Raw genomic sequence first — 13,643 nt, forward strand, 5'->3', positions numbered from 1 at the left:
GTTGCATTTTAAAAATATATAATGCTCGTTGTAAATTTACTCATCGCCAACCTTACTCACAAAACTTTCCAGTTCTTTGTTCACCTCATCCAGCAACTGTTGCTCTGTAGGCAAGTAAAGCTCATATTGACTGGCAACGATTTGTTTTTGGTCTTCGGGAAGGGTAAATTTCACAAGGGTAAATTTCACAACCGCATCGTTTTTACTCGCACAGAGTAAAATGCCGATCGTGGGATGTTCATATGGAAGCCTTTCAATGCGATCATAGTAATTGACATACATCTGCAATTGACCAATGTCCTGATGGGTTAATTTGTGAGTCTTGATCTCAATGATCACAAAACTTTGCAATAGACGGTTGTAAAAGACCAGATCAACAAAAAACTCATCACCTTCTATATGGATGCGTTTTTGTCTGGCCACGAAGGAGAAGCCATTCCCTAATTCGAGAAGGAATTCTTGAAGATGAACAATAATGGCGCCTTCAAGATCTTTTTCATAATAAGCGCTTTCCCGTTTCAACCCTAAAAACTCCAGTACCATTGGATCTTTGATAATTTCCTTGGCATCAGAAGGCATCTTTTCCTTTTTGGCTACAGCCAATACACTTTCCTTATCGTTACTAAGCAGCAGGCGTTCATATAGACTGGTATTGATCTGCCGCTCAAGCTGGCGGACTGTCCAATTATTCTTTATGGTTTCGGCAATATAAAACTCCCGTTGTTCCTCGCTATTAAGACTTAAAAGCAGCTTATACTGGCTCCAACTCAATTGCGTCCACAGTGTAGACACAATTGGAAATGTGCGATAAAATTGGCGGCACCAATTTAGCTGTCTATACGAAAAACCACTACCAAACTCAGGCTGCAACTCCGCTGAAAGATATTTTATGATGTATTTCCCATAGTCCGCTCTATCCTTACCTTCCTGCTCCTGTTCAAAAATACGTTGGCCGATATGCCAGTACATCAACGTACGCTGATGGTCGACAGCACGAATGGCATTGTCTTTGGACTGGGAAATAATCGCTTTTATATCGGATACTAAAGTTTGATCTGTTAACATAATTGCCTGTTTAATTGGTACGACTTCTGTAAGTAACAATACAAAGGTAGCTAAACCTTATTAAAATACTAAATATTTTAGTATTTATTTTAAAACAAATCACCTTATGTTATCCGACTTTAAGTCCTCACCTCTCCGCAACGATCAATCGTAAGACCAAACTCATTTATTTAAATACTCCAATGCTTTTTCCATCACCTCATCCTTACCTTCGCGAATCCCCTTTATACTCGGCTTGACAATTTCATCAATTTTAATACCGACACGCTGAGTTTCACGCTGATCAGGGTAATATACACCCAGTCCCGAAAGCATTGTCCTTTGATTACCTGGTAAATCAATGGAACTGACATTGCCATCAGCACCCGCTGTCTGTGATCCGAAAACCTTGACATTAGCAGCTGCCTGATAAGCCATCACATGATATTCCGCAGAACTCTGCGTATCCTCATTGACCAGAATAGCCACCTTACCTTGATAACAATCATTGGCATTCTCCCCAACTTGTAATGGGCTGCTCATTACAAAAGTTCCAGGATATTGAAGACTCGTACTGGTAAAACGAACGAAATCAGTAGGCTTGGTCAACAACAAGGGTGTAAGCTTGAACACTAAAAAATCACCGGGATAATTGCGATCATCAATCACAATACCTTTTACCTTACTCCAGTTTAACCTATTATCTGTAATCATTTTACCACGCAATAAACTATGATTAATATATAGAATATTATTATCCAGCATCTTAAAAGCTACAGTATCTTTTGGCGCAGGTTTAATTTGGCTAGCAGACATCGCAACAATATTTACTGTAATAGGTTCGCCATCACGCACTATTTCACAGGCTACAAGCTCGCTACTGCTTGTCACAAGCTTTCTAGCAAGATCGCGGTTGGCCACAGCTTCATTCGGTGTGCTCATATAAGCCCATAGTGAATCTCTGATTTCTTCAATCTTTTTATGTTCCTTACTGATGAGCACATCTCCTATGCTAAGTTTATCTCCAGATTGCTCACTCTCAAAGACTTTAGTCACCACGGCTTTTCCCTCTATTATTCGGATCTCTATTGGCATACGGTACTTGCCATAATAATTTATCAGCCCTTTCGGCGTGCTCCAAAGTCCGGTATGTGCATCTTTTACTTGAGATATCATCTTGAGAAGTGAAAGTCCATAAGAACGATCATCCCGACTAAGGATCATTTCGGGCACAGCGGCTTTTAAAACCGCTTCCCATTTCGGGTCCGTCAGGTGTTTATAAGGAGAAAAATACTCGATCATATTCCAGAAGCGAAAAAGCGTTAACAACCGAAATCCCACGTCCGCTGATAATACATTTTCATATTTTTTCTCGTTCTTGAAAAGCACATTACCTGCGCCACCAGTAAAACCAAAGTAGTGATGCTGATCGAAACTGCTGTAACGAATACGCTTCAGTTTATCTTTAAGATCATCATTAAATGGAAGCTCATCGATCCAGCTATAATCTATTTCGTGAACGACGTTTTCAAGCAGTGGCTTAGCGTAGTTAGCCGTCGTACCGACACTGTCTAACAGCGCAGCATAATGTGCCTCAACAGATTTATTATCTTTTGCCATAATAACAGCATTTATAGACTTAAATAACTGTTGATCCCAATCATACTTCCCTTGCGCTATCGCTGGATGCCTATATTTCAGAAAACCCCATATTCGTCCCAGATCCACTAAGCGTTGATCAATCTTGGGCGTACTATTAAAGTCAGATATCCCCGAACTTGCAGGTTCACTGATTTCTTTCGCAAATGGCACAAACATTCCCGCTTCCTTGGTAATATCCTTACCATCTACAGTAATGAGCACATCATCAACCCACATATTACCTTCTCCAGAAAGAAAAAATGCAATGGAGATCCCTTCCGTCTGGTTTGGCACCAATTTAGTTTTCAGCTTAATATTTTCCCAGTTTTTTGTCCCATTCATTTGGCGGTTAGCCATATTATCGAAAAAGATTTCGGGATCTATCCGTAACATCATCGACGCATAAGATCCCGCGATGACGTTCTCGCGCTTAATCATCGCAGACACTTCAATGGAATCGCCCTTTAAATTTGATGGTAACCACATCATAATTCCTCCGAAAGCGCTGTTCTTTTTTAGACTTTCAATCCGAAGCGCTCCTTTTGCACTATAATATGTATTTTGGTCTATACTACTTTTAAAAACCGTCGTATCGCCTATCTTGAACCATGGAGCAGTAATCGGTTGATCAAATGAAAAGTTAAAATTTTGTTGACTAAAGACAGGAGTGGCTACTGCTATTAGAAAAACAATAAGGAAAATAAATAGGCTGTTAGATTTCATAATTGAAAATTTTCCTTAAATTAATCAATTAATGAATTATTAACAAAACCTTTCTCACTTTTGCACGACACTATTTTTCTATTTTCCTTGCGACATTTTTAGATGTTCAGTTCGTAATGTATTTTGCATCATGTTTTACCATAAAGGGGAAAAACATGATGCGCTCTTCGCTACCCATTCAGCATCTTTACCGCGAGTATATGTTTACATAGCCCCCTCTTTCCCTGATGATTAGTAAACCAGTTACAGGTACATTGAAACTTATCGCCCTGTATAATGACAGTATGTTGCACACCGGATCCATCCACTCTCGCCTCGATATAATCCGTTGTATTCTTGACAAACTGTACACCTGCTGTCGCAACAAGTTTTTTCGCATTTTTTAACCGCGGATTCAAGGCTAAAATACGTTCCATCTTAAAAGGCAATCGTCTATAATAATGCTGATGACTATGTAAATCATAACCTAACAACCCGATGGAAGATAATGATGCCGAGAGCGTATCCATCGTATCGAAGTCGACATCATGCTCAATGGAAAGCATTGTTGGGTCAAATAGTTCGTTGGATTTAAGCAATCCATTCACGGCGTGGACCCATTCATCAGGAACGGCCTTAATCATATTTTCCAACACATTACCTTCACCCGAGAATCCGCGATAGCTATCCGGTGACAAAGCCAGAGTCAGTCTCATCTTACCAAAGTCGGCAACAAAAGCCGCGCTCTCACCTCCTTTTTCCTGATAAACAAGTAACCTGTCGGCATAGGTCACCAACCCCTCCAATAGGCGCAATCGCTGAATACCACCAATACGTACCGCATCGCCTGTACTTATGGGTGAAAAGACAAATCGGTTAGCCCTTTTCGTCAAATAGAACTCCCCTTTCACATTCCCTTTGGGAATGCCCTGAAATAATTGGATAAGCTGAATTTTATTTAATTCAAACTGAAGCTCCATACCCGCCAGATATAATTGAACGGAAGTCAGCCCTTTGATCCAGCGTGGTGGCAAACTTACTTTCTTCTCAGTCACTTTGGCTTTATCAGTACGAATAGAAACCTCATTGCTTCCTACTCCCAACACCATTTTTTCGGTCTTCTTGACAGCGTTTAATGCATTGAGCATCGGTTCATTGAAATCTACATTGGTTGTACCACTGGTAATGAACTCACCATCAATAGCATCTTCCAATAAATCTAAACGTGCGTAAACACCGTTACAGGAAGAAAATCCCTCGAAACGAATCTGGTTTGTACCAGCTGAAACGATAGGATCCCGTAAACTCGGAGGTACGGGTCCAAAACTCGATCGCACAACTTTCGACAAGGTCAACAAACATTTGGAAGTAAGCAGAGGATCCGTCAAACTCCCCGAAAGAAACAAGGCACATTGGCGACTTCTGCCAATTCGGACTGATGAGCTAATACTAATTGCTGAATACCCGATTGATGGGTCAGTTGTGAATTTCTTGCATAGCTAATCGCTATATCTTGCTCTGCCATATTTATTGTCTTATTTTTTTCAAAATGGGTTGTAAACTCTTGTATATCTCTAGCTTCCCAAAAACCTCTTGCAGTTCAGCTGAAAAACTGTGTTGTTCCTTATTCATCAAATCGTAATAGTATTCGATGAGCTTTTTAAAATTCGTGGGCATCTTTTCGGCAATGTTAAAATGAATAAAAGCCATCTCCAGCAACTGCAATAACGCATTGTTATACTTCGAAGATATATCGCGACATTGCTCCAGAACTTCCACGCATCGCCCAATTGGCCCATAGCCGTTACCGAGCAGCAGTCCCAGTTGCACACCTAATTCCGCGGTGTCCAATCTATTTTCGTTAATTGCAGCTAAAATGACTTCAACCGCCATCGCACGCACTTCCTTATCTTTATTGAAAAACGAAGTTGCCAGGTACAGATTGGACTGTTGATCAAAGCGGAAAAAATCGTACAACATCTCCTGCAGATAAGCTGCTGAAGATTTTCCGCCAATATCACTTTTACCATTCAATCCCACCGTTAAAAACATGGAAAGACTTTCTGTATTCTGCGGCATTAAGCTATGCATAAAAGGCACATCGGCCCTATACAAATAATAAGCCAACAGCGTATCATTGCCACGATTAAAAAGATCTTTATGATACAAAAAAGTCTCAGCTCCCTGTTTGAAAGACGGAAAATAATACGTCAGCTTATCACCATTGTATACCTTTTCCGATTTTTTAGTCGTGTAATTGTAACCGTTATAATACGTTGGTTCTATCTGCAATACCGGACGAAATGGCTCCGCAGCAAAGGGGATGTCTGCCAAAGGCTCTTTGGCAAATTCTTCAAAATAAGTATCGCGATGATGCGTACGGGCCACGGTTGCCCATACGCCAATCCAGCTTGCCTGATCGGAATCTTTGAAAGACAATAAATTCTTCAGCCAGGATTGTTGATGAAGTTTCATCGAATCCAGGCCTAGGGCATAACTGATCACATGTTGGAGTTGCTGTTCCTTAATTTGCTTTATTAGTACTTCGATACCCTCTAAATCTTCACGAACTGTACGGCTTAGCGCAATGGATAAGTCCAATAAATTAATTTTCACTTCTGCTTCCTGATAAGCCAAAATGCGCTGCACGAGTATGGAGGGTGCAATCCAAAACGGCTTATGCGTCGGCAGACTCAACAGCGGTAAGCGGATGCCATCAATCCGATAACGTTGCAGTAACTCCAATTGGCTGCCCATCAAACTCACCCATTTGGAGTAATTGTGGTATCGATCTTTATCTTTATATACTACAGTCGGCTTATAATACATATTTATAAAGGCGCCTGAAAAATGGTTGTACCAAGATGATTCACGATAAGATCCTGTTAGCTGCTTAATGTAAGGCTCCAATTGTATCTGATAGTCGGGGGGAAAAACGGCCGTCTGTTGCACCCAGGCATTCATTAGTATTTCCACCTGAATAGGATCCGAGCCTCCGATGACCTCTCCCACCTTGAAAAACAATTCGTTCCAGGTCTGCGGGTATTCATAAGCTTCGTTCAGGCAACGAAATTCTGTCGGCTGATAGACATATCGTTCGGCGGAACGGCCGCTCAGCTCAGCCAAGATTTCAGCTTCTGAATAACCCTCTTTTTGAAAAAGATGCTTTAGGTCAACCGCTATTGTTCCCATCATTTGCGTTTGGTATAATTGAAGCTTGTCAGATAACGCTTCCAAAGGCTCATGCTGATTTTTTAAGATAAACTTACTTGCCCTTTCCTGCAACTGTAGGTCCGAAATCATAAATAGATCTGCAGCCATTAAAACAAATCGTTCGCGCCACGCTGGCTTTTGCTTCAATAGCTTATCAAATTGAATCAAAAGGGTCTTCAGGCTTGACTTAACATCGCTCCGCATAAAGATACATTCTGCCCAATCCAAAAACTCCTGTAAATCAAAATCCTTATGCGAGAGGAATGGCTTCAGATAATCAACTACAAAATTGATCACGGCACTAGATTCAGCATGCAATAAGGAAAAGAATTTTTGCTGGTATTCGATCACTTTATCTTCAGAAAGCTTCATCCGTTCAATAAGCTTTCTGAAATAGCTTTTGAGATTAATATTCCAGTTTTTGGTTTGAGCTTCAAGCGCTCCGGTGATGATAAGTTCTGGATCAATTTTCCCATTGGCCAATAATGTGTCGAACACCTTATCCCATAAGAGTTCATTGACGGCATGCTGATAATCATAATTCCAATAGGCATTTTGAATCCCTGTTTCGTAAGCAAACACCAATGGAATATCTCTTTGGATTGTCAATTCATCGGTGGTGAGTTGTTCAAAAAACCTTTTTGATTCATAATGATTAAAACCAGAAATGGAGCTTGCATAGAGCTCTGGTTCAAAATCGATATGTCCCATTTGCTCCAGTAAGCGAAGATTATCATATGTAATGCGTTGCCAATCATTTTTACGAACTAACTGCAATAAATAACCGCCCAACCAATTGGGTTTGGCATAGTTTAGGATTTGCATCACATCATGGCTCTTCGCTTGATTCAAAAGCTCATGAAAAATATCCCAGCTACCCGCATCTGAGCCGGAAAATGTGGCCAGAGCCAGCAACTTCACCGCTCGCTGCTGTGCCTTGGTACCCCGTATACCCCAGTTGTATTGGGCTTTACTTTTAAATTCAGGATCTTTGGAGAGATCACTATAATCAACCCAGTAGCGCTTGGCAGCACGAATTTCTTTTTTTAAAACTTCGAGATTGCCATTAGCGTATTCTTCCAAAAATGGAATGATATTTTCAATCCTTGCCTCTTTGATAAGCAATTTCAGCGCCTCTAACGCTTCTTCTTTCCGTCGGCTAGCAACCGAAAGCGGTCCAACAGCTGAATCTTTTTCACTACGATCGACGCCTAAAGTACCGTCTTCAGAATAGCCTTTTTTTATCTTCTCAGCAATTAGCTTTTCGGCATCCTTTAGACAGGCTGCTTCCGAGTCGAATGTTTTACTTTTACTTTGTCCGGCCGTTCCATTTCGACCGTAGGTTACGGTATGTGTTACTCCAGTTGTTTGAATTTCCCAAAATTTATCTGATGTGCCGTCTATATACTTTAAATGCTTTAACATTATTTCTAGCTATAATATCAATTAATTCCCTTTCTGTTTAAATATAACGAAAGTAGCACAAAAAAAAGTATATATGAAAAAGTCAATAACTAGCTATTCATTTCATAGGGATTAGATAAAAACATTATAAAATAGCGAGAATTATATTAAAAAACCGCTATTTCTTCTAACAACTGCTGCCAGTCAAAACCAAATGGCATCGCTATCAACTTCCCCTCCGGTGTTAGAATATACTTGCTCGGATAACCCTGCACATTAAAATCTCGTTCCACCCGATTGTCCGACATGAGTACGGGTATCGTATAATTGTTTTTGGCAATAAAATTTTTCACTTTATCTTCTGTATCACTACACGCAATACTGACAAAACCAATTCTTTGCGACCTTTCTTTATCTATCTTGAGCCGGTCATAAAAATCATTGAGTTTCGGCATTTCTGCAACACATGGTCCACACCAGGTACCCCAAAAATCCACCAATGTCCATTTACCTTTCAAATCATCATTTGTTGTTTGACCATTTTGTAAGTTCTTTAAAATAAAATTAGGGGCTTCCGGTAACTGCGAAACAACTTTTTGCATAAAAAATTCGCTAAACTTCTGATCTGAATAGTAATGTTGATAAAAATCACGTAGGCCCCTGTAGCTTGTTCCCTGCACAGTCAAAAACTCTTTAATGTATTTTGATAAGGCAACATCCTTCTGGCCCGTCGAAGCCAGTTCGGTCAGATAATCTTCCGAATAGTTGTTTTTAGCCTTTAAAAAGTTCGTATCGTAATAGGAATCATAGGCAATTTCAGCATCTTTTTTTGGAGAATATAGCGCAGCTTTCTCCAAATAAGCCAAGGCCTCTCTTCTATCATTTTTATGAATTAATTGGTAAGCAAAATAGTAGGCGGTGGCAAGATGCGCACGTGTTACATCTTTCCGTTCCGTCTGATCCGTATTGTAAAGTGTTGTCAATTTTGCTATGATGTCGTTTAACATTTGCCGACCATATTGCGCGTCAATAGTGCTCAAGCGTTTAAAGGCCATTAAAGCATACCGCCCCGCATTTCCATTGGTCCAATAATCAGCGTTCAACCCCATCAGCTCATTAAATAGGTTCCGAGATTGTGGTAGATCGTTGTCTAGGTCCTCGATTCGTTGCCACAATACCATAGGATAGATGTATTGTTTTTCCACTTCGGAAAAGCCATTCAATAATAGTTCGATCTGTTCACCAGCAGATAGGTATTCCTTCGAAGGTGCATACCCTTGGTACAAACTATTCTGTATCCAGTTATATTTCTTTTCCTTGTCCAGCAAAGGAATTAAAGCCATAAATTTGTCCTTCGATAGCTCGCCTCTGTAAAGCAGATTAGAGAGATGGTGTGTTCCTGCCAACAAATTTACTGGTGTATTTTTCAAAGTTAAGTCGTATTGTTTATCGTCTTTAATCTGCTGAAGTAGATTTAACTTTTTCTGCACAAAAAACTTATCATTGGGAAAAATAGCATCGTATTTCTTGATGTAATCCACTACTTTCACACTATCGACTGCGCCATCGGTTAATAATTTCTTGCTCACAAAACTGCTTGATAATAGCATTTCGGCATATGTTTCGTCGTAAATAGGATGCATAATGGTCTCCAATTGCTGTATGTTTGTTGTACTTAAGACAGGGCGATTATCAAACGTATAGGTATGTCGTTGATTTAGACTGATAAGTTTACAGCCTTTCTTAGCAATCACAAGCTCCCCTTCCAACTGTTGGGAAGTATCTTTGAAGGTTAAATATACTTTCTGCTTATCGCTTTTTGTCATGCTATACCTTTTACTGTCGACCAATTGTGACTCCACTTGGAGTCTCTTCAACAAATCTTTGTTTATATAGGCATGATTTAGCTCTTGGCTTAACGCAGCCCCCACACCAGCCATATTGTTAGCTACCATTGCAACGACATCGTCTGTTAGCTCCCAATGCTGGGCTTTTACCTGAATCTCCTTCTTGAGCGAAGTTGTATCGACAATCGTCTGCTCGCCTTGAAAATTAAAATAAATAGGTTGATGCAATTGCATTAAAACATCAGCCAACACGCTCGAATACAAAACATTAAGACTACTATCTGGGTATAAACTCGAAAAGATGAATTGTCTTTCCGGATCTGTATACGTGATGGCTTTCGTATTTATTCCCAACGGAAAAGCTTTCTTCGATAATGTCCTATTGGAAGACACGGTCACATAAGTCGATTTGGAGTTTGCTAGCTTATTTCCTAGGAATAGCTCTTGTTTTATAAGATAACTTTCATTTTTTTGGCCGAAACACACAGCGTTCACCAAAACAAAAAATAATAATATACTCCTCATTGACAACAGTTTATATGGTTAGCGTCAAAATTAGTAAAATTTAATTGAACACAAGATTACTTAAGTAAAAAATGCAAATGGTCTGAGCCGCTCTGGCTCCTCCATTATCTTGCCGCCGTAAAAGGAGACTGAGTACGACTAAAAGTGTCGGTATATCGGAAACTTTAAACATTTCCAAAAGAAAATTAAAATACCTAAAATTGCAGTCTTAATTCAAAGAAATTGGATAAAGCTTGTTGATCCCTGCCGACGTTCCAGGCGATCTTGACACGAGGAGAATAAATTCAGCGTGGGTCACTGTAGACTTGTATAAAATAAAAAAATGAAAAAGATTATATTTTTTCTATTAATGATACCTTTTTGGGCTGCTGCTCAAGAGCAAAATATCCAAAACTTTATCGTCAAAGAAAATCTTTCAAAAAACGGAAAGTTAGCAGTTATTGCATTGGATTCCTTGGGAAATACCAACGAGACCATCAATGGCAATTACTTATTTACGATCAATGGCTTCTCTCAGCCTTTACAGTTTCACGATGGTGTTGCTGTCCCAAATCAGAAAATTGAGTCATCAACATTCGTTTTCTTTAGCCATAAAAACCAGCAAACATCTAAAGGGCGCCTATTTTACATCTACAAGAGTGATAGCGGCCTTTCTCCATTTGCCATTAGTGGATTGATGTTTTTAGTTATTCCTGCTATCGTACTAGGAATCGCTTATATGTTTAAAAAAGTGATTATGACAGCCATTGCGCTGGCCATTGTTTTCTTTTTATTCAATCATTCCCAGGGGTTAGATTTAGGCAAAATTTTCGAATCCATTTTTTCAAGTCTCAAAAATCTTATTGGTTAGCGCCAAGGTCTACCTAGATTTCGTATCAATGAAAGCAAGTCAAAATAAATGAAGCGTGGTGCTTTAAAACGGCATACCGATACCAAAATTATATTGAATAAAATTGTATCGGTCTGGTTTGTGGGTTTCATAGTACTGTGCCTTAAATTCTTTAGAATCAAAAAAGTGCTTAATAACCCATTGATCGACCCCTGAAAACTGAGGGTCTTTAAGTTTAAGTCCGGCATCTAAACGGATCACAAAATAGTCTGAATCGAAACGAAGTCCAAAACCGGTACCAATCGCGACTTGCCCAAGAAATTTATTGATTTTAAACTCTCCTCCAGGGTTCAATTCTTCATCTTTCTTGAGACGCCAAACATTCCCCATATCTACGAATGTCGCTCCGTTCATTTTGGCTCCCAAAAAATTATTGAGCAACCGGAAACGATACTCTGCATTCGCTTCCAATTTAATTTCGCCGAGTTGATCCAGATTACGCAGATTTAAACGCAGGTCTTCACTTAAACTCTGGCGGTTGTAAGCACCCGGTCCCAACGTACGTGCCTGCCAAGCACGGATACCGTTCATTCCGCCACTATAGAAACTCTTCTCAAAAATCAACAATTTGGAGTTGTTACCGTATGGAATCGCTATCCCTGGATTAAAACGGAAGACAAATTGTCTATTTCCTCCAAGATTTCGATATAAACGATAATCGAGTTCAGTTTTGGCATACTGGAGAAAAGGCACACCAAAGATTTTTTTCTCTCCGTCGGCATTCTTAGGCAATTTTGCCAAAGAACTAATAAGATCCAAAAAGTTTCCACTAACATCCAATGTCCCTCTGAAATATTGAAAATCTTCCTTGCTATTCAATTTTTTTCCATTCAACACAAAAGTGTACTGGGTTCCCAGACCGAAATACTGGCGGTCGTTACTCCGCACATACAGCTGATAGCCTTCTTGCACGAGCTTGTTCCGGAAATTGGAATCTAGGCGCCCATCCCTGTACTCCAATACGATGGGTGTGAAGCTGTGGTACTTGTTCTCCGTTTCATACCAGGAATAATTTAAGGACGTAATAAAATAACGGTTTGAATAGGTTTTATCCTGATCAAATAATTGCAATGTCATGGAATAGGTCGTTTTAGGCAGGCCAAATTTCCCTCCCGGATTTATATGAAAAGGAACCATCAAGCGCGGAATAACCAAGTTGACCCCTGCCTGAAAATCATTGTTAAAGATCTTACTGGAAAGCCCTCCTGCCAATCGCGGGTCAAACAAAACTCCGTAGCGCAATTTAACCTCCAATTGCTCTGACCCTCCAAAAATATTACGTTGCGAAAAAGTATTTCCGATATTGAACCCACTCATACCCGAACTAAAGGTATACTCACCTTCTATCTGGTTTCCCATTCGAGGTCTTGGAACAAAATCATAATGCACATTAAGCTTATTGGAATCCTTCTTGACAAACTGTATTTTGACAGAACGAAATCCATTCATCTCATACAATCGGTCATAGGATTTATTTTCCTCTTGTAACGAATAGTAATTCCCTGACCGCAAATACATATAACGCTCTAACGGTTTCCAACGAAAGCTATTCGTTTCATCAACAAATAAGAGTCGTTTAGCTGAATCTTGAATGCGATGCGGTGACTTCTTCGACATTGTACCATAATTCCTTATGGTCATATAAACACTGTCAATCTGATACTTTTTATGTATCGTAGAATCCGATGGATTTTCGACATTGATTTTGAGGTCGATCAAATTACCCGCTATAGCCGAATCAATACCTGCACGCATATACTGCCGCAAATAATCGTAATATCCGTTGTTCCGCATCGAAACATAAAGTTTCTCTCTTTCATCGAGTAATTTTGCTGCATCATATTGCGTATTTGGCTTGACGGCAGTCTTTGGCAGCACCTCACGCTCAAAGATGTGCTTTATATCTGCTTCTTCAAAGTTACGATCTACACCTCTAATTTGATAAGGAGCACCAGGATCAACCTTAAAGTCTATATGCGCGCGCTTCTTCGAAACAGCTATTTCGGGTGTTACTTTGGCTTTAAAATATCCTTTTGAAAACAAAAATCGCCGGATTTGATTAGCGGACAAATCGACCATTGCCGAATCTAACAAATGAGGTGGTTCACCGACATTCCGAATTTTCTTGGTTTTATAGCGGCCGTTTGTGGTATTGAACGTATTGTAAATAAAGAGATTTACCCTTGAATTAGGTCGTATTTGATTGGAAATATATGTTTCGGATGATTCTTTCAATGCAGGGGTAACACCAGAAATCTGTACTTTTGTAACCAAAGCTTGGTCATCGTCAAGGTATTTTGAAGACCGGCAGGATGCAAAAAGTGACACTAAAAAGGTTATACTTGCAAATCCGATAAAACGAGGGTAATTAATCATCA

At 39.7% G+C, this 13,643-nt stretch carries 8 protein-coding genes; 1 reads left to right on the forward strand and 7 read right to left on the reverse strand.

Annotation, left to right across the window (positions count from 1 at the left end; genetic code table 11):
• Positions 1-36 precede the first annotated feature (36 nt).
• The 6 genes from B2W36_RS04880 to B2W36_RS04905 all read right to left on the reverse strand — a co-directional run bounded on the left by B2W36_RS04880 (position 37) and on the right by B2W36_RS04905 (position 10,376).
• Positions 37-1,065: a PDDEXK nuclease domain-containing protein gene (locus B2W36_RS04880; protein ID WP_293886589.1), complete on the reverse strand. Its 1,029-nt coding sequence runs from the start codon at positions 1,063-1,065 to the stop codon at positions 37-39.
• A gap of 162 nt (positions 1,066-1,227) precedes the next feature.
• Positions 1,228-3,408 (reverse strand): S41 family peptidase, encoded by a 2,181-nt coding sequence (locus B2W36_RS04885; RefSeq protein WP_293886590.1) that lies wholly within the window; start codon positions 3,406-3,408, stop codon positions 1,228-1,230.
• A gap of 170 nt (positions 3,409-3,578) precedes the next feature.
• On the reverse strand, positions 3,579-4,724 hold the full coding sequence (locus B2W36_RS04890; RefSeq protein ID WP_293886591.1) for an SWIM zinc finger family protein: 1,146 nt from the start codon (positions 4,722-4,724) through the stop codon (positions 3,579-3,581).
• Between the two features lie 47 nt (positions 4,725-4,771).
• Positions 4,772-4,912, reverse strand: a complete 141-nt coding sequence (locus B2W36_RS04895; protein WP_293886592.1) for a hypothetical protein — start codon at positions 4,910-4,912, stop codon at positions 4,772-4,774.
• A gap of 2 nt (positions 4,913-4,914) precedes the next feature.
• The gene (locus B2W36_RS04900; protein WP_293886593.1) at positions 4,915-8,025 is read right to left on the reverse strand and encodes a DUF6493 family protein; all 3,111 of its coding nucleotides are present in this window, start codon (positions 8,023-8,025) and stop codon (positions 4,915-4,917) included.
• 146 nt (positions 8,026-8,171) lie between these two features.
• Complete coding sequence (locus tag B2W36_RS04905) at positions 8,172-10,376, reverse strand: TlpA family protein disulfide reductase (RefSeq protein WP_293886594.1); 2,205 nt, start codon at positions 10,374-10,376, stop codon at positions 8,172-8,174.
• A gap of 322 nt (positions 10,377-10,698) precedes the next feature.
• On the opposite strand from B2W36_RS04905, the gene B2W36_RS04910 reads away from it, so the two are divergent.
• Positions 10,699-11,226: a hypothetical protein gene (locus tag B2W36_RS04910; protein ID WP_209579117.1), complete on the forward strand. Its 528-nt coding sequence runs from the start codon at positions 10,699-10,701 to the stop codon at positions 11,224-11,226.
• 63 nt (positions 11,227-11,289) lie between these two features.
• On the opposite strand, the gene B2W36_RS04915 is transcribed toward B2W36_RS04910, so the two are convergent.
• On the reverse strand, positions 11,290-13,641 hold the full coding sequence (locus B2W36_RS04915) for a BamA/TamA family outer membrane protein (protein ID WP_293886595.1): 2,352 nt from the start codon (positions 13,639-13,641) through the stop codon (positions 11,290-11,292).
• Positions 13,642-13,643 lie beyond the last annotated feature (2 nt).

This window comes from Sphingobacterium sp. UBA3549 (genome assembly GCF_002376635.1).
GTDB lineage: Bacteria > Bacteroidota > Bacteroidia > Sphingobacteriales > Sphingobacteriaceae > Sphingobacterium.